The sequence below is a fragment of the Ruegeria sp. CE12 genome (assembly GCF_056537525.1).
This window is the reverse complement of the sequence record NZ_JBQFRS010000007.1, coordinates 119,014-137,603: the sequence shown is the minus strand read 5'-3', so window position 1 is coordinate 137,603 and position 18,590 is coordinate 119,014. Positions and strand designations below refer to the sequence as shown.

At 54.2% G+C, this 18,590-nt stretch carries 14 protein-coding genes and 1 pseudogene; 9 read left to right on the top strand and 6 right to left on the bottom strand.

Features of this window, described 5'->3' with window-relative positions; all coding sequences use genetic code 11:
* Window positions 1-8: 8 nt before the first annotated feature.
* The 5 genes from ACR0IO_RS16525 to ACR0IO_RS16505 all read right to left on the bottom strand — a co-directional run bounded on the left by ACR0IO_RS16525 (window position 9) and on the right by ACR0IO_RS16505 (window position 7,772).
* A complete protein-coding gene (locus ACR0IO_RS16525) occupies window positions 9-1,286 on the bottom strand; it encodes a hypothetical protein (protein ID WP_480742685.1) in 1,278 nt (425 codons plus the stop codon).
* Between the two features lie 638 nt (window positions 1,287-1,924).
* Complete coding sequence (locus ACR0IO_RS16520) at window positions 1,925-3,442, bottom strand: ABC transporter permease (RefSeq protein ID WP_480742681.1); 1,518 nt, start codon at window positions 3,440-3,442, stop codon at window positions 1,925-1,927.
* 10 nt (window positions 3,443-3,452) lie between these two features.
* Entirely contained in the window at window positions 3,453-4,502 is a 1,050-nt protein-coding gene (locus tag ACR0IO_RS16515) for a quaternary amine ABC transporter ATP-binding protein (protein ID WP_155147776.1), read from the bottom strand.
* 68 nt (window positions 4,503-4,570) lie between these two features.
* Entirely contained in the window at window positions 4,571-5,542 is a 972-nt protein-coding gene (locus ACR0IO_RS16510; protein WP_170336108.1) for an ABC transporter substrate-binding protein, read from the bottom strand.
* Window positions 5,543-5,576: 34 nt separating this feature from the next.
* On the bottom strand, window positions 5,577-7,772 hold the full coding sequence (locus ACR0IO_RS16505) for a DUF1989 domain-containing protein (protein ID WP_480742677.1): 2,196 nt from the start codon (window positions 7,770-7,772) through the stop codon (window positions 5,577-5,579).
* 234 nt (window positions 7,773-8,006) lie between these two features.
* Between ACR0IO_RS16505 and ACR0IO_RS16500 the strand changes: the two genes are divergently transcribed.
* The 6 genes and pseudogenes from ACR0IO_RS16500 (at window position 8,007) to ACR0IO_RS16475 (ending at window position 14,009) form a co-directional block, all read left to right on the top strand.
* Window positions 8,007-9,035, top strand: a complete 1,029-nt coding sequence (locus ACR0IO_RS16500; protein ID WP_480742675.1) for a LacI family DNA-binding transcriptional regulator — start codon at window positions 8,007-8,009, stop codon at window positions 9,033-9,035.
* Window positions 9,036-9,054: 19 nt separating this feature from the next.
* Window positions 9,055-9,201 (top strand): annotated as a pseudogene (locus tag ACR0IO_RS16495) (IS6 family transposase); the annotation flags it as partial.
* 207 nt (window positions 9,202-9,408) lie between these two features.
* Window positions 9,409-10,086 carry a response regulator transcription factor gene (locus tag ACR0IO_RS16490; RefSeq protein ID WP_480742673.1) on the top strand — a complete coding sequence of 226 codons (678 nt, stop codon included), beginning with the start codon at window positions 9,409-9,411 and terminating at the stop codon, window positions 10,084-10,086.
* Window positions 10,073-11,434, top strand: a complete 1,362-nt coding sequence (locus ACR0IO_RS16485) for a sensor histidine kinase (protein ID WP_480742671.1) — start codon at window positions 10,073-10,075, stop codon at window positions 11,432-11,434. Before ACR0IO_RS16490 ends, ACR0IO_RS16485 begins: the two co-directional genes overlap by 14 nt.
* An 85-nt stretch (window positions 11,435-11,519) precedes the next feature.
* The gene (locus ACR0IO_RS16480; RefSeq protein WP_480742670.1) at window positions 11,520-12,173 is read left to right on the top strand and encodes a YfdX family protein; all 654 of its coding nucleotides are present in this window, start codon (window positions 11,520-11,522) and stop codon (window positions 12,171-12,173) included.
* A gap of 219 nt (window positions 12,174-12,392) precedes the next feature.
* Entirely contained in the window at window positions 12,393-14,009 is a 1,617-nt protein-coding gene (locus ACR0IO_RS16475) for an ABC transporter substrate-binding protein (protein ID WP_480742818.1), read from the top strand.
* A gap of 568 nt (window positions 14,010-14,577) precedes the next feature.
* Here the strand turns inward: ACR0IO_RS16475 and ACR0IO_RS16470 are convergent.
* The gene (locus ACR0IO_RS16470) at window positions 14,578-15,477 is read right to left on the bottom strand and encodes a LysR family transcriptional regulator (protein WP_480742669.1); all 900 of its coding nucleotides are present in this window, start codon (window positions 15,475-15,477) and stop codon (window positions 14,578-14,580) included.
* Window positions 15,478-15,546: 69 nt separating this feature from the next.
* Here ACR0IO_RS16470 and ACR0IO_RS16465 point away from each other — a divergent pair, with 69 nt between their 5' ends.
* The 3 genes from ACR0IO_RS16465 (at window position 15,547) to ACR0IO_RS16455 (ending at window position 18,581) form a co-directional block, all read left to right on the top strand.
* Window positions 15,547-16,629: a TRAP transporter substrate-binding protein gene (locus ACR0IO_RS16465; RefSeq protein ID WP_480742668.1), complete on the top strand. Its 1,083-nt coding sequence runs from the start codon at window positions 15,547-15,549 to the stop codon at window positions 16,627-16,629.
* 69 nt (window positions 16,630-16,698) lie between these two features.
* Window positions 16,699-17,304, top strand: coding sequence for a TRAP transporter small permease (locus ACR0IO_RS16460; protein WP_480742667.1), 606 nt, complete (start codon window positions 16,699-16,701; stop codon window positions 17,302-17,304).
* Complete coding sequence (locus ACR0IO_RS16455) at window positions 17,301-18,581, top strand: TRAP transporter large permease (RefSeq protein WP_155147761.1); 1,281 nt, start codon at window positions 17,301-17,303, stop codon at window positions 18,579-18,581. The genes ACR0IO_RS16460 and ACR0IO_RS16455 overlap by 4 nt, the downstream gene beginning before the upstream one ends.
* The last annotated feature ends 9 nt before the right edge of the window (window positions 18,582-18,590 follow it).

Below are 18,590 nucleotides of genomic sequence, written 5' to 3'. Positions count from 1 at the left end.
GCAGCCTTCTAGTAGGAATGCGATAGAACCCCCGCACGATGTAGTTTCTGCGGTATGATCGATAGATCATCCTGCACTATGAATGTCTCTGCTACACCCTGTAGCGACACCGCGTCACTCACCCAATCCCGGACCGGTTTGATGTTCTCCAAAGTGATCCTTAGCCAGATTGAATGTGCGAAAACTTCATCAATCCGCACTAACAGATTGTAATGCGATACGCTCGATCCAGACTGGTTTTTGAAATGAGCCTGTTCAGCCGCATGATCGACAACAATGCCTTTGATCACCTTACCAGGTCGGATCGTCTCTGGCAGCTGTGCAAATACATCCCCCGGCTGAAGCTGTTCAACGAGCTTAGGGTCATGAGCCCAGGCCACCAATCCGATCACCGTTCCCGCGCCCGCCAACGCAGCTGCCAGAAACATGACCCGATGATGTCGCCACAACCAGCTGAAGCCGGTCTCAAGAGCCGAGGCCGAAGCGGTCTCAAGCTCGCCCTGATAGTCAACGGACCAACCGATTAGTCCAACGAAGAACAACCCAAGCAAACCCAATGTCACAAAATGGAGCACACCGGCCTTGATCGCCGACTTGGTCGTAAAAGACTGCCAGCCCAAAACATCCTGCGCACGCTGACCAAACCGCAGAGTTTTCTCCCATTGCAGATCGGCAAATCGGTCGGCAAATACGTCGTTATCTTCATAGGTACCACCATGGGAGGTTACGACCTCACCTCCCCCTGTAGATGGATAGAGACGTAACACTTGGTTGTGCAGATCATGACCAACCACTATCGAGGAGTCCGGTTGGCCAAAATACCGAGCATGGATAGTTCCGATCGTATCAGTCACCATCAACGTATGTACGGTCAGGACACCCAGAAAGAGTATGCTCAAACCGCAGCGAGAAGCCCCACTCTCAAACCATGAAAACGCGATCAATATGCCAGACACGCCAACTGTTAGGCGACAGAAAAGGTCGAACAGAGACAGTATCGCTACGGTAACCGATAACCAAATCCAATGGTTATAGTCTGAGAACCGCGGAGCTTTTGGAAACGACAACGTGGCAAGATCCTGTTCCATTGAGGGGACCAAAAACTGATATCCGGTCAACAGCACGGCGGAAACTAAGAGTAGAACGCCAAATACCCCTGAGGCGATCGGGACCATTCCGCTCATGCCTTCAAAGCTCTGCTGGCCCGAGTGGGTATAATGCCCCCAGAATGCGAAGGTGACGCTACCGATGCCGACTGTGAAAAGAGCAATACTGGTGGCAGTCATGCCGCCGCCTCGAAAATCCGTCTCTGACAGGTTCTGAATTCACAAACCCACAGTTTTCCTACTAAAGGAGCGATGGCAGCACCGAGGCTTGGCAGTGGCTTGTGTAACATATTCCGGTCTTCCTCGGGGCGATTGGTGCGCGGTGCCGTTCAGCGGGATGAGAAGACTCTGGGTTCGAAATGTATCAGAGAAGCGCCAGTGATTGTATCAGTTGTATTTTCACTTGGACTTTAGCAACCGCTGCCCCCGCTCCTGAAGGCTAGACGGGAAAACCAAATGTGAACCGCAAACAAGTGGCTAGACGTTATCGCTTTCCCGCTGTCTTCATTTTGTTCACTATCCGGATGTGTATGTGCTAAAGGCCTTTGTACAAAATAGGTAGATTTCTTCCCCGAGCGAGATGAGCATATTCACCGCTAGAAAGGATGCGCAGGCAACCAGCGCCTCGCCTCCACTTTGACCACATCACCCACAATGTCAAAAGGTGGAAGAACACCTTACAGTTGGTAACAGTGCCATCAGCTTGAGCCATGACAGTCGCCCGGTGTGAAGCCTTTTTGTGCACCCAGCCCAAAAGACATTGCACCACGGGATTTGAAGTCAGGACGACTTAGCTGATATCAAATTCGCAATAGGGCTCATTTCTTACCAGCCACAATACGATCCAGAATGAGAGCACAAAACAGAATGGCGAGGCCTGCCAATATGCCCTGCCCAGCCGCCGCATATTGCAATGCCTCCAGAACATCTTCGCCCAGACCCTTTGCCCCGATCAGCGATGCGACAACAACCATGGCCAATGACATCAGGATGGTCTGATTGACGCCTGCCATGATGGTTTTGTGCGCAAGTGGAAGATCCACACGCCACAGCAGATAGCGCGGGGTGGCACCAAATGCCAAAGCAGCCTCGCGCACGGTTTCGGGAACCTGCTGCAAACCAAGGACGGTAAAGCGAATGACCGGAGGGCTGCCAAAAATCATGGTCGCGACCACACCCGCAGGTTTACCGGATCCGATGAACGCGACCACCGGGATCAGATAAACAAAGGATGGCATCGATTGCATGAAGTCCAGTATCGGACGCACGATGGCAAAGGCCCTGGGCCTACGCGCACAATAGATACCAAGTGGGATGCCCAGCGTAATCGAGATCATCGCTGCTGCACCCAGCAGTGCGATAGTGGTCATCGCCTTTTCCCAGAAATCCAGTAACCCGAGATAGGCCAATGCAGCGCCGGTGAAAATCGCAACACGCGCACCCGCAGAAAGGTAAGCCAACATAATGATAACCAGCGAAACCACTGGCCAGGGCGTGTCGACCAGAACCACCTCGATCCAGTCCAACAGGGTGCGCATCCCGTATGTCAGCCCGTCAAAGAAACCTCGACCAGCAGTTTTGGTCCATTCAAAGACTGCCTGCACACCATCCCCGACATTCAATCGCCAGTCACGGTTGGTTGGAAAGGTCTTGAGGATCGCAAATGCATCGGGTTGCGCAAATTTTATTGCGGATAGAATGACAACGACCACAGTCAACGCCGATGCAACAATCATCCGTACCATGGACCACCCATGAGCCACGCTGGAATCTGATCGCCATCGGGCGAACTGACCCTCTAAGGTCCAGTTGGCCAATGACGCAGCGATAAACTTTACGACCAGCAACAGGACGATGCCTGCTGCCAGATATGTGATCCCCGTTGAATCGGCACTTCGGGCAGCGTCCTGAGCCCCGGCCAAAGCCCCCTCAAGCGACTCTGCTGCACGTTTCAGGGAATCGAGCGAGGCGGCACCCGATTGTTCGGCCGCTTCGATCTGTTGTCGGCGAAGATCAAGGGTTTGTTCGATCTGCTCGGCCCGTTCACGAAATTCGCGCCCAAGATCACCAAAAAGACCCAGCCCTATCTGTATGTAAGCCAGTGTTTCAAGAACCAGAAAAGTCAGAAACCACGACCAGAGACCGCGCGCTCCAAACCAGATTGGCCCAAGAATTGCAGCAGCCTTGTTCAGGGTGAACCGGTAACCCGGAGCCTGCATCATGTAGGAAAATGTTTTCTGATAGTAGTCCTCGCCCTGCCCGACGAAATCCCCAATCAGGCCGTTCAGGCGGTCAGCGGTCTCGGGTTGGACCTGTTGTACGTCAACGTGTTTCATCGCCGTTCCCTTATGCCTGACTGTCTTGAATGGCGCGGATCAGACCCGCCCGGTTGATCACGCCCACGGTCTTGCCGTCCTGCGTGACAGCTACAACCCCGTGACCATCTACGCAGAGGTTCATCAGATCAGACAAATCCATGTCAGGATGTGCCTCTTTGGCGTCTGTCGGAACCTCACCGTGATGTGCCTCGAATTCTTCAACCGGCTTCATCACCGCATGGGCAAAGATCATGTTAAGTTTTGAAATCCCGGCAACGAAGTCAGCAACATAGTCATCTGCCGGATTCAGAATGATCTCTTCCGGCGTGCCAATCTGAACGATGCGCCCATCTTTCATAATCGCAATTCGATGGCCGATACGAATGGCTTCATCAAGATCGTGCGTGATAAACATCGTAGTTTTGTTGAGCTTGTGGCTGAGCTCCATGAACTGATCCTGCAGTTGCTTGCGGATCAGCGGGTCAAGGGCCGAGAACGGCTCGTCCATCAACAAGATCTCCGGGTCCGCAGCGATAGCGCGGGCAAGACCAACCCGCTGCTGCATACCACCAGACAGTTCGTGCGCGTATTTGTCTTCCCAGCCGCTCAGTTCCACCAGTTCAAGAACGCGATCCGCCTCTTCCCAGCGACGCGCTTTACCAGTTCCACGGATTTCCAGCGGCATGGCGACGTTGTCACGCACGGTGCGGTGTGGCATCAGCCCAAAGTTCTGAAAAACCATAGCCACCCGACGATTGCGCAAATCGCGAAGGCCTTCGTCGTTCAGGCCCATCACGTCATCGCCGTCGAGGTAGATATGGCCATCCGTGGGTTCCAGCAGACGGTTGACGTGGCGCACCAGAGTCGACTTACCCGACCCGGACAGACCCATGACGCAAAACAGCTCACCGCGTTCGATCTCGAAACTGGCATCGGCAACACCTACAACGCAGTTAAAGCGTTCAAGTACCTCCGCCTTGCTCAGCCCTTCATTGTGAATGGCCTTCAACGCGTCTTGCGCCTTTGCTCCGAAAACTTTCCACACGCCACGCGCATCGATTGCGATATCCGCTGTCATACTCGTCTCACCATAGTTGGTCTTGTGGATTGCGCCCCCGATCCAGAAACGCCGGGGGCACAGTTGCTTCAGTTGGTTTTCAGGCCCAGCCAGCCATCAACTGTATCGCCATTGGCATCGATCCATTCGGCCACAACCTCATCGATCTCGCGCCCTTTGACCACGACTTCATAAGTCAGACCGCTCAGCTGCGCGGCATCCATATTGATGCTGCTCAGGAATGACGCGGCCGCCGGATTGCGCTGATCCAAGGACTTGGAATGCGCAACCGTTACTGTCTTTACCGGCTCGCCGGTGCTGACATGAGACTGGTTGTACCAATCAGCATCCTGGTCGGGTTGGACCATTTTGTAGGTGGCCGGATCATGCTCGGGCTCTTCCAGAATGGTGACGTCATAAAGCGCGTGCACGTAATGCGGTGCATAACAGTAGAACGCTGCACCTTTCTTCTGATCGATCTGATCCTTCAAACGCGAATAGAATACCGTTTCATCCTCGGTAGTCGGCGTCAGGAAAGTTTCGATGCCATAATCGCGTACCCGTACTTTAAAGGTATTGGTAGATGCCCAACCAGAAGCACCAACCCAGACCTCGCCCATGCCATCGCCGTCTGAGTCAAAAAGCTCCTGCGCCATCGGTGTGGCAAGATCATAGATCGATTTGATGTTGTGATCCTCGACCATGTAGGTCGGAACACAAATTCCGGCACGACCTTCATAGCTACCGTCGGACAGGCCAACTGTCCCCTTTTGGTCCACGTATTCGTCAGTGAACGAAGATTGGTTTGGCAACCAGACATCGGGGTGCACGTCAATGTCACCACGCCCACCATCCATCGCAGCAAAGATCACTGCGTTTGCGCCGGGCGCATAGCCGACCTCACCGCCAAGACGGGTTTCAATGACCTGGCCGATCACACGGCTCATAATCTTGGCTCCAGGCCAGCTGGGTTCACCAACCATAACCTTTTCCTGCGCCATTGCAGTGGTGGCACCCAAGGCCAATGCCAGCGACGCAGTCAGTGTATTAAAGTGCTTCATCTTGTTCTCCTGTTGCGTAGTGTTGCTTGCGCCTTCAGGCGCGCGCCCGCTTTCGTTGCGGGTCTATGAATGGAATGCCCGAGACAGTGGCACCGAGCCTTTTCATCCGCCCGTCAAGTTGACCGATTTCCAGCTGCGTCCCGTTCTCGGAGTGTTCGACCGACACCCTCGCCATCGCGATGGCGTGTTCCAGCATCGGTGACCTAGTGGCCGAAGTGACGACGCCTACCTGCCGTTCGCCGGCAAAAACAGGGGCGCCGTGGGCAGGTACATCATCACAGCCGATCAGTAAGCCTTTGAGCGCGCGACGCGGCTCTCTCGCGTTTCTTTCAAGCGCGGATTTGCCCGTAAAATTGTTTTTGTTCAGATCGATGGCGAAGCCCAACCCGGCTTCGAATGCATCTACTTCGGGTGCAAATTCAGCATTTGCCGCGGCCAACCCGGCTTCGATCCGGATGATGTCCAATGCTGCCGAGCCCATGGGTGTAACTCCAAGTTCCTGACCCGCTTCCATGACAGCGTCCCAGATCTCAATCGCGTCAGACTTGGAACAGAAGATTTCGTAGCCCAGCTCCCCAGTGTATCCGGAGCGCGAGAGCATGAATGGCGCACCCTCGCGATTATTGAGTCGGGCAATCGTCACACCGAACCACTTCATGTCATCCAACGAAGGAACGTGTGGTTGTGTAAAGGTGATCTTGCGCAAAAGGTCGCGCGATTTTGGCCCCTGAATCGCGAGGATAGGCATTGCGTTCTGCATGGCGTGCACACGGACCTGCAGGTCCAGATTCGTGGCCAATGATTGCAGTGCACGGCCGCTTTCTTCAGAGCCGCAGCACCAGCGAAAAATCTCGGGCGCAAGCCGAAAAAGCGTGCCGTCATCAATGACCGACCCGCTTTCGTCGCACATCAAAGTGTAGGACCCGCGCCAGACCGGCAGCTTGGCCACGTTTCGGGTTGTTGCTTGTTGCAGCAGTTTCTCCGCATCTGGGCCAACGATATCGAATTTGCGCAACCCGCTCATGTCCTGCACCGTCACTGCCTCGCGACATGCCCAGTACTCGCCCAATATTCCGAAAGCGGGAAAGCTGACCGGTGCCCATAGATCACGTGCAGGTGCAAATTGTTGGGTCAGTGGGGCCAGACGGTCATGAAACGCGGACTCCTGACTGATCGACATCGGGGCATCTTCCTTTTCACGATAGGCAACCGCACGGCGGATCGGCGTTTCCGGGCGGTAGATACGGACATGCACATCCGTCGGGTTCCAACCATTGATCGGGTCAATATCGTCCGGGCAAGCAGTTGAAACGCACACCAGATTCTCCATTGCGCGCATGGCGACGTAGTCGCCGGGACGCGAATGGGATTCTTCGGTCAGGATGTGATGGCTTGCCGGATCAATCCAGGTACTCCAGAAGAAATTGATGGCCGGCCACGCAGATCGACGGGCTACGCCGTAGGCCGCTAGCGCATTCGACATGTTGTCTGAACAGTTCACATGCCCGGGAAAGCCTCGCTCTTCATATCCGCGTGCTGTACAGGCCAAACCAAATGTGTCGTGTCGTCCACAGGTGTCTTGCACCACATTGAGAAGAGGCCGCATCTCACGGTCATAGAACTTGTCCAGCAACCCGGGGCCAGGATAGGCGCGTCGCACCATCGACCGGGTCGCGGTCGAGTCGATCATCCATTCGTCTCCGCGATCCAACCCGTCGGAACGAAGTGCCATGAAGTCAGAGCACTGCTGCCCCTCGACGTCGATGATTTGAACGAATTCACCGGCTTTCAGCTCATATGCGAGTCCCGTACCGCGCGGCACAGTGAATTCGTCTCGCGTATCACCCAAAAGCGGTGGCAATAAAGGCACGCTTGAAGCTGCAGCCGTATGAGAAACCGCGACGCAGCCAGAACCAATCCCTTCGATCAATCCAGTGTTCGGAGTTGGTCGGATCAGCCAAACTGTGATGCGATTGTCTGTACGCAAGATCAAAGGATCTGCAGACGCGACTGCCTTATAGCATGGAACTGTTTGCGTTGGATTTCCGCCATTCGCACTGATCCAACCCTCGAGTGGCTCGCTGTTGAACTCGTAGTGATCAAGCGCTCCGTTTGCCTCTAAGCCCAGATGATCAAGCGCCGTCTGCCCGTTGAGATATGCAACAATGTCCAGAGGTTGCGACTGCGACGCCGCTTCCAAGGATAGCAAATCACCCGGATCCAACTCCACACGGATCGCTTCCCGCGATGCCAGAGCATATTTTCGAACCCTAGAAGCCTTCGGAAACCCAGGGAATCTGCGTCCCGGGCTTTCGAACCCGGAATTCGTGAACTCGTGTAAGACAGCAGAACCTTGCATATCGCTATTGGATTCTCAGTTATGAAACTAGTTACAGAGGTTGATGAAACTAGTTACATATGTCAACACTTTCATTGAAGCTCTAAAAAATGGACGCAAATACAGGTGACACAAAAAGCCCCCGCGCTGAAAAAACGCGCAAATCTCAGAGATGTTGCAAAAGCAGCGGGCGTTTCAGTCGCGACGGTGTCCCGAGTACTGAATGAACCAGATGTGGTAAAAAAAGACACTCTGGAGAAAGTTCAAAAAGCGATCACTGAACTTCGCTTCGTCCCCAGTGCGGCGGCCCGAGCAATTAATTCTGGCCGTACGCGTTTTGTAGGTGCGCTGGTTCCAACACTGGACAATGCTATTTTCGCTCGGTTTTTGGCCGCTCTGGAGCGAAAACTCTCCGAAGATGGGTTGTCGTTGATTGTGGCCACTACTGAGTCTGACTTGCAGGTCGAAGCTAAAAAGGCGAAGGGGCTTGTCGATATTGGGGCAGAAGGCCTGATCGTTACCGGCGCTACCCATTCCGATGAGTTCCACGAACTTCTCGAACGTACGATGATCCCCACAATCATCACATCCTATTATGACGGCTCCAATCCTTTGCCAACGATCGGGTATGACAACAAGGCCGCGGCACAATTGGCACTGCAGCACCTCATTGACCTGGGGCATCAGAAAATCACTGTTGTGCACGGCCCGGTTCACAACAATGACCGGACACTCGCGCGGCTCTCCGGGCTGCGCGCTGTGAACTGGAACGGCGAACTTGCAACTGTTGAGACTGAAATCAGCCTTCGCGGCGGTGCGGAAGCAGCTGCGCGTATCGTAAGTAATGCGGTCAAGACTGACGCTGTCTTGTGTCTTTCGGACGTCGTCGCGCTAGGGGTTTTGTTTGGTCTTCAATCCAAGGGAGTAAGTGTTCCGAAAGACGTATCGTTGATGGGCCTGGATGATCTGCCAAGTTCTGCCGTCGCCGTACCCTCGTTGTCGACGGTTCATCTTCCGGTTTCCAGAATGGGCGAACGTGCAGCCATCGCGTTGGCCCGCTGGATTTCTTTCCAAGAGAGACCAGAGTCTGAAAAGTTAGAGGCACAGTTGATCGAAAGAAACTCTGCGATACGAAACTCAGCGCAGGAAAATTAGGTCTTCTCTCAGAGTAGTTGGCACCGACAAAAGCGGAGCCAATACTGCAGGCATCAAGGCTATTACCAGAATACTCTAAGGATTTGGCTGCCCAGTACCAATCGAGATGGTGAGGCGTAAATACCTGAACAACATCGTGGAGCAGGATCACCGTTTCATCAAACGATGATCACGGTTCTGTTCACGATCATTTTGGATCGCGCTGCCAGACATGCACTGGCTTCAGGATGGATGGGTCAACCGTTACATCGTGCCCCAGTTTTTTGCACAAGAAAGTTGCGCGGCAAGACGGGTTGTCCTGTCGCTACCAGCTCATCAGAACCCAACCATGCGATCGCTTTTCGAGCAGGCGCATTTGACGTATCAACGGGGTATGAAAGTTCTTTTGGCAGAAGACGATGTGAAATCGGCTGACTATATCCGCAAAGGCTTGACCCAACACGGATATGTTGTTGACTGGGTAGAAGACGGGCGAGAGGCTCTGACCTATTGCCTCTACAATAGCGTAGACATTGCGATTGTTGATCGGATGCTGCCTGGCATGGATGGGTTGTCAGTTGTAAAGGCACTACGCGCATCGAAAAGCGATCTGCCAATCATCTTTCTGACTGCTCTCTCGGATGTGGATGATCGGGTCGAAGGGCTGCTGGCTGGCGGTGATGACTATATGGTCAAGCCGTTTCACTTTTCAGAGTTGCTTGCCCGGATTACTGCTCTTTCCCGGCGCCCGGGCCAGACCGCTCAGGAGACCATTCTAGAGGTTCATGACCTGAGTCTGGATCTCTTGACCCGAACAGCAACCAGGCAGGGCCAGGTGATTGAGCTTTTGAATAAGGAGTTTGCTCTGCTGCAGCACCTGATGGAGCATCCGGGCAGAGTTGTCAGCCGCACAATGATCTTGGAGAAAGTGTGGGATTTCACTTTTGACCCCGGCACCACAATTGTTGAAACGCACATCAGCAAACTGCGACACAAAGTGGATAAGCCGTTCAAAACCGCGCTGATACACACGGTACGTAACATGGGATATACGATCCGTGCGCCTCGGTGAGTTGATCAGCGGCCAGCCGTTCAAAGCGACACTAAGGGCACTGTTTTTCTTTCTGGCAATATTTACGCTCTGCGGTTGGGCATTGGTACGGATCGTGGAGAATACGCTGGTCAGCGAACTAAATGCCCAAAGCGAAGGCGAAAGCCTTTTGCTAGGTGATATTTATGAGGCCGAGGGGCAATCCGGCCTGGTAGACACTCTGCATCAGATGGATCGCCTTTCTGAGCCATCCAATCGTGTTGTGTCTTTGCTGGACGCGAACAGTGTAACCCTAACCGGTCCATTTGCGTTGGCCCCTGATTTTGTCGGGGTAGCACCGCAGGATTTGAGTCCACTGACTAATGGTCGCGTGGTCGGCGAGTACCATTTGAGCGTTCACAAGCTTGATGACATGACATTGGTTATTGGGCGTAGCAGAGAGCCAATTCAACTGGCTATCATGAGGCTTGTGGGGGGGTTAGTGGTATTTGCGCTGATAAACACCATCGCAATACTGGCCTTGGGACTTTGGGCAAGCCGTTTCTCAATGACCCGGTTGCAAGAAATGAACTCAGCGCTTTCACGGGTTTCGGATGGTGACCTAGATATCCGATTGCCCGTTTATAATCGGGACGATCAGTTTGACCGTATTGCAACGCGAGTGAACCAGAATCTCGATCGATTGACGCTTTTGGTTACCGGTATGAAATCAACCGCTTCTGCAATCGCGCATGATCTGAAAACTCCACTTTCACATCTGCAAATTGCGTTGCAGGAGATCGCAGATGCGGTGGACCAGCAGATTGACCCTGTACCTAGGATCGATGCAGCTCTCGCAGAAGCCGAGGCCCTGGGTGCGATTTTCGACACCATGCTTCGAATCGCGCGGGTTGAAGCTGACCGTGATCAATCGCGATTGCAATTGATTCCACTTCGGCCCCTGGTTGAAGAGGTAGCAGAATTCGTTCGTCCGATGACTGAAGAAAGCAATCAGACCCTAGTGGTAAAATCGCAAGATGTTCAGATCAAAGCTGACGCTCCGATGATAAAGCAGGCTCTGGTTAACCTTGTGATGAACGCATCAAACCATGCTGGAAACGGCGCGGAGATTAATGTTGAGATCAGCGCCACTGAACATGGTGCGACACTAGTCGTTCGTGACACAGGCCCCGGAATTCCGGAGGGCGACATGGACCGTGCGCTGCAACCGTTCGTCCGGATGGATGCGGCCCGCACCACGCCCGGAAGCGGGCTGGGGCTGGCTTTGGTGCGAGCAGTTGCCGACCGTCACGGTGCAACGCTGACGCTGTCAGATGCCAAACCGGGCCTATGTGTTTCGATCATGTTTCGAGAGTTCAAAAAAAATTAAACTTCGTCGCAAGCTCAGGTGAAGTTCGCGAACTAGTTTCCAGTCAATCGCAGCAGATAATGCTGCAGAAGATCAGGAGATGAGCATGAAAGCGAATACGAAATCTGTGGCCATCATTGTTGCCCTCGCCCTCGCCACGACAAGTTTATCGCAGATTGCGTTTGCTGAGACGGAAGTGAGCAGCGAAACGGAAACTGCTGGAAAGGTTGAAACACAACACATCCGCATTCCTGCTACCGGCAAACTCATTCTGGACGGTGTGCGGGCTGCGCGCCTGGCCTTGTTCGATGGCAATCTTGATCAGGCCAAAGAAATCGTGTCCGCCTCAAGAGGCGCTATCGACGAGCATGCGGCAAAATTCTCGGTGCATCTGAGTGATAGCAAGGGTTACGCGCTGCCCGTCGACAGCGGGTTAAAGTTCTCCGATGGGTTTGAGCCCACGGATCAGCATGGCGCTAGCATAACCCAAGCTGGGGTCATGATTCAGGAGGGTCGCGTGGATGAAGCGATCAAGGTCATGTCGAAGGCTGGCGTCGAATTGGATGTCGCAGTCGTTATGTTGCCTGTCGGCGCCACCGCAACACATCTGGAACAGGCACTGACCGATATCGAGGCAGGACAGATTCACAAGGCCAATATGGCGCTTAAAGCGGTGGAAACCTCGACAGTGATCCAAGACTTCAAGCCCGGCAATCTGCCCGCCCAAGGTTATCCTTTGGCCGACATTCTTCCGGGTTGAACTGACCACTCACGGAAGACCTGCCCTGCGTGGATCTCACCATTTCACGCAAGGCAACTCGATGGCGGTCAGCCCCGGGCAAGAGGGTTCTGACAGCACCAAAGATCGTCTTTGGCGAATTATTTTGTCGTGTTGATCCTCGCATTGAAACACCCACCAAGGGAGGCAAAATTGGAAAGTAAGACTAAAAAACAATCTGATATCCACTGGGCGATCGAAATGCACGCCAGTGAATATCATCAGGGAAAGCTTAGCCGTCGCGAATTCTTGACTCGTGCCACTGGCCTCGGGGTCAGCGCTGCGGCTGCTTACAGTTTGATTGGTGTGCCGGCCCCGGCAAGTGCGGATGTCATCAAGAAGGATGGCGGCGTTGTGCGCGTTCAGATGAGCGTGCGCGCTTTGAAGGACCCGCGTACCTATGACTGGTCTGAAATGGGCAACGAAACCCGCGGCACCCTTGAATATCTGGTGCAGTATAACCCCGATGGTTCGTTGACGCCCATGCTGCTAGAAGGCTGGGAGGTCAATGATGACGCCACCGAATACACTCTACATGTCCGCAGGGGCGTGAAGTGGAACAATGGTGACGATTTTACGGCTCAGGATGTCGCCCGTAATATTCGCGGCTGGACTGACAGAAGTGTCGAAGCCAACTCGATGGCCGGTCGCTTTGCAAGTCTAGTTGACCCGACACTGAATAAAGCCAGCCCCGACATGGTCAAAGTCGTAGACGATCATACGGTCAAGCTCACACTACCGGATTCGGATATTTCTCTGATTGCGGGAATGTCTGACTATCCTGCTGCAATCGTGCATGAATCCTTCGATGAAAACGACGTCAAAGGTGCCATTGGCACCGGTCCGTATCTGATCGATGAATTTGAGGTGGGCGTTAAATGCACACTGATACGCAATGATGCACATCCATGGTGGGGCGACGAGGTGTTCGGCAAACCAGCTTTGGAAAAGATTGAATACATCGACTATGGCACCGATCCGGCTGCTTGGCTGGCAGCGCTGGAATCCGGCGAAGTCGATATGCTTCACGAGGCCGTCGGAGAATTCATCGATGTTCTGGATGGCCTCGGCTATGAAAAGTCCGAAGTGCTGACCATGAGCACCATTGTCATCCGTCCCAACCAGCAAGCAGAGGTAAATGGTAGCAAACCTTATGCTGACAAGCGGGTGCGCAGGGCAATCCAAATGGCGGTCAAAAACGCTGTTCTGCTCGAACTTGGTTACGGGAATCGCGGCGAAACTGCCGAAAACCACCATGTAGGCCCGTTGCATCCCGAATTCGCCCCGTTGCCACCTATGCCCTATGATCCGAAGGCCGCGAAAGCACTGATGGATGAGGCCGGAATGGGCGATTACGAGCACGAATTGTTCTCGATCGACGATGACTGGCGCAGAAACACAACTGACGCCGTGGCCGCTCAGTTGCGGGATGCGGGTATCAAGGTAAAGCGGACAGTTCTGCCTGGGGCAACCTTCTGGAACGACTGGACCAAGTACCCGTTCAGTTCAACCAATTGGAACCATCGACCCTTGGGTGTGCAGATTCACGCGCTTGCCTACAAATCAGGCGAGGCATGGAATGAGTTTGGTTGGGAAAACCCCGAGTTTGACGCCCTGCTGGCTGAAGCGTTGACAATTGCGGATGCAGACAGGCGCCGTGTGGTGGCGAAAAAGATGGAAGAACTGATCCAGGAAGAAGGCGTCACCATTCAGCCGTACTGGCGTTCACTCTATCGTTTCATGGTAGAAGGCTTGGCTGAAACCGGAATGCACCCCGCCTTCGAACATCATCACTACAAATGGGGTTGGAAGGCCTGAGCCTCTAACCCCTGCCAATTTCAGGTGTTCAGCTCAGACCAGATCTGATGGGCGCCTTCTTCAACACACTTCCTGAGATTGTCCCCTCACTCATGGAAGGCGCGCTCTGCGAATATCCGGGGATGTGACGCAGAGCGCAGTAATTAACTAGAGATCGAGATGAATCATGTCATCTATATCCCAGATACCGAGAAGAACGATCTGGTTGGCTATCTCAAGTCGCATATGAACGTGCGCATTATCGATCAGTTGAGGCTAATGGCATGAAGGGAATATCGATCTCTCTTGCCGGGCTGGTTCGCGCGTGTCCCCCGCGCGCCTCACGGTGTTCACTACCCCTGAGGCCTGCATAAGATCTTGTATAACCGTGGTACGCGACCAAACGGCAAAGGCACCTTCGGTTTGAAGATGGTTAGACGAAATCATGTTCGACGGACCCCTGAACTTGAGGCGTGTGAAAGCCCGCTATAGACGATGCCCGAAGGCCCTCCTTTCAGAAATCGCTCTTACAGCAATCGCAATCTACTGACTTAGAAAATCAATGAGTCCGACGCCTGATATTGACACTTTATCGTTCAGCGTCCGCTCCACAAGCCCAGATCACATCCTCAACAAAAAGCTCGACTGCTCGTCTGTGAAGGTTTGTCGGCCGGGTTGCGAGGTAGAATGTGGAGGTCCAGTGCAACCTGTCCGGCGCAAGTTCTCGGAGCTTTCCGTTCTGTGCTCTGGCTTCTACGAAGTGGACCGGCAGTGGCCCGAGGTAGTGTCCGGTCTCAATTAGTGTCGCCATGGCCTCCATATTCGCCACGACAGCCTTTGGGTCTGTAGATTGAAGCTCGGGCGATACCAGGTGGCTGTAGGATCTCTGGCAAATATGATAGCCCGAGATGATGTTGATATCGATTTTGTCGTTGGGCAAATCGAACAACGGGTGGTCGCGACCGCAATAGAGCCGGTGCTCTTCTTGGCACAATTCGGTGTATGTCAGATCAGCAACTTGGTTGCGAAACGGTGCAATTGCAACATGCAGTTCTCCGGTTATCAGCTGTTGTGTGAGTTCCGTCGGTGAAGCAACAACAATCTCCAGGCGTACATCGTTTGGCCGGTCGAGAAACCGCTTCAGCGCCTTTTCCAGGCTCAGGTCGGCAAGGGTGTTGACGGCGTCCACGACCCCGATCCGCAAATCGCCGGTTGTGGCGTCCCGAAGCTCAAGGAGTTCGGCATCAAAATCACGCGCGCTGCGCAGAATGTCCCTCGCTTTGCCATAGGCGATCTCACCCCGCTCCGTGAGGCGGAACCCCCCTCGCCCGCGTTCGCACACACGATATCCAAGTGCCGCTTCGAGGTCGCGGATTCGAATGCTGATGGCGGATTGTGTAATGCCCAATGCGTACTGTGCATCGGTAAATCCACCGCAATCGACCACGGCCACAAATGTCTCAAGAAGTGTATTTCTCAGCAGTTTCAAAGGTCAGCTCCTCCTAACCACATTACATATTTTTACTTTATGTGAACATTAGCAAGATGATATTTTTTCATGAAAGAATCCGTGGTGTGGTTCTCCCCAGAATTGGCAATGAAAGCGAAATGGGAGGACATTCGCGTGACAATCTCTTTCTCCAATATCAAGATAACTGCCGCCGCTGCGCTGCTGAGCATCGCGCCGATCAGCGTGATGGCCGAGGACTGGAAATTCGCCATCGAGGAGATTCCGGGCTCGATCATGGACGCCTATGCTCAGGAGTTCAAATCGCGCATCGAAGCAGCCACCAATGGCGAAGTGACCGTAACGGTTTACCCGATGGGTACACTGGGCACGCCCACGGAGACCGTCGAACAGGCCGCTGACGGTATCATCCAGTTCACCAACGTCTCGATCGGTAACCTTGGTACAATTGTTCCCGAAAGCCAGGTCTTCCTGCTGCCCTACCTTCTGCCGTCCGATCCGGCCGCGATTTCGAACATCCTCAGCAGCTCGGAAACCATCTACGGTCCGCTGAACGATGACTTCCGTCAGCGTGGTCTGGAAGTCATGACCATGTATTCCGAAGGCCCGCAGGTCTGGACCACCAACCGAGAAATCCGCACACCGGAAGATTTCGACAACTTCAAAATGCGCGTGATGGTCTCGCCGATCCTGCTGGAGACCTACAAGAACATGGGCGCCAGCCCAACACCGTTGCCATTTGGCGAAGTGTTCGGCGCGCTGCAGCTGGGTGCTGTCGACGGTCAGGTAAACCCGATCCCGACCATCGAAGAAATGAAGTTCTACGAAGTCACCAGTCACCTGATCTGGGCCGGTGAGCAAGAGCTGGTCACCACCGTTGTTGCCGGCTCGGACTGGTTCGAAACCCTCAGCCCTGATCGCCAGCAACTGGTACGTGAGACCATGGCCGACATGACCGGGTTCATCGATGGCGTTGTCACCGACTTCAACCAGCAGCGTCTGGACATCATCAAAGAAGCCAAGCCCGATATCGGCCTGGTCGTCCTGACTGAAGAAGAGCGTGACGCCTTCCGTGAGCGCAGCACCGGCACCTCGGCGGCTTATGTCGACACCGTGGGTGCCCGTGGTCAGGAACTGCTGGACGCACTGCAGGCGGAACTGTCGGGCAACTGATCCCCAAACCACTCACACAAAAACTTCCTCACGCGCCTTGCGCGTGAGGGCTTTCAAAGGGAGGACACCATGCAAAGCGGTACTGCCACTCCCTTCGGCTTTTTGGGAAAGATCGACGCCGTCATCGGACGGATCGAAGTCTGGATCCTGGGCTGGGGGATCATCCTGATGGCCGCGAACACGATCGCTAACGTCTTTGGCCGGTATGTGTTCAATCAATCCATCTATTTTTCTGAGGAGCTGAACGAGTTTCTAATCGTAATCGTCACCTTCATGGGGCTGGGCTATGCCACCCGAAAGGGTATCCACATCCGAATGTCGGCAATCTATGACGCCCTTCCTATCAAGATCCGCAAGGGCTTGATGGTCGTGATTGCTGCGACCACCGCGATCGTCATGGCAGTTTTGGCTTGGTATGCGCTGGAATATGTTCAGAAAGTCGCCTCGCGCGGGCGGATTACGCCGGCGCTGCAACTTCCTCTTTATCTGACATACGTCTGGGTGGTGGTTGGCCTGAGCCTAGCGTCTTTCCAATACCTGCTGACGGCAATCCGCAATCTGAACTTTGCCGAGGAAGAGGTCTACGTCTCTTACCTCGAAGTCGACAGCTACGAAGACCCTGAGACAGCAGCCGCAATTCAGCGCTACGAAGAATCCACGGAGGCAGACAAATGACCGAGTTGATGCTGATCGTGATGATCGTCCTGCTGCTGGCAGGTTTTCCAATGAAAATGCCGCTGATCTCGGCGGCGGTGCTGGGGTTCCTTGTCTATTTCCCCAACATGAACATGCAAATCTTGATCCAGCAGATGATCGGGGGTGTGAAACCGGCTGCATTGATCGCGGTGCCGATGTTCATTCTCGCTGCCGATATCATCACGCGGGGTCATTCCGCCAACCGGCTGATCGATCTGGTGATGAGTTTCATGGGCCACATCAAGGGCGGGCTGGCAATTTCTGTCACATCAGCCTGCGCACTGTTCGGCGCGGTTTGTGGTTCGACACAGGCGACCGTGGTGGCCATTGGTGGGGCGATGCGGCCTCGGATGCTGAAATCAGGCTATAGCGACAGTTTCTCGATTGGCCTGATCGTCAACGCCGCCGATCTCGCCTACCTGATCCCGCCCTCGATTGGCATGATTATCTATGGCGTGGTCTCAGGCACGTCGATCTCGCAACTGTTCATTGCGGGTATCCTGCCGGGCCTGCTGATCGTGGTGCTGTTCTCGGCCTATTGCATGTATTATGCCTATCGCCACGACATTCCCGTGCTGCCGCGCGAAGGCTGGGGGCAGCGCTTTACCGCTCTGCGCAAGGCACTTTGGCCGATGGGCTTCCCGGCCATCATCGTTGGCGGCATCTATGGCGGAGTCTTCTCTCCAACCGAAGCGGCTGCGATCTGCGTTCTTTATGCCGTCGTGCTTGAGGTCGTGATCTTCCGCTCGATCAAAATCGGAGATCTGTTTGATATCGCGCTGTCCACCGGCGCCATCACTTCGGTTGTCTTCATCCTGATCGCAGCAGGCGCGGCATTCAGCTGGACGCTCAGCTTTGCGCAGGTGCCGCAGACCATCATTGCCGCGCTGGGTCTTGAACAAGCCAGCCCGCTCATGGTGCTGCTTGCCATCAACGTCGCCTTCTTTGTCGGTTGCATGTTCGTGGACTCGATCGTGGTGATCCTGATCCTGGTGCCGATCTTTGCGCCCATGATCAAAGCCAGCGGGCTGGACCCGGTATTGGTTGGTGTCCTGATCACATTGCAGGTGGCCATCGGCGCGGCCACACCACCCTTTGGCTGCAACCTGTTCACTGCCATCGCTGTCTTCCGCCGGCCCTTTGTCGAAGTGGTACGCGGTGTACCCCCGTTCCTGATCATTCTTTTGATTGTGACCGGGTTGCTGGTAGCCTTCCCTCAAATCGCCCTGTTCCTGCCGGAACTGGCTTATCGCTAAACAATAAGA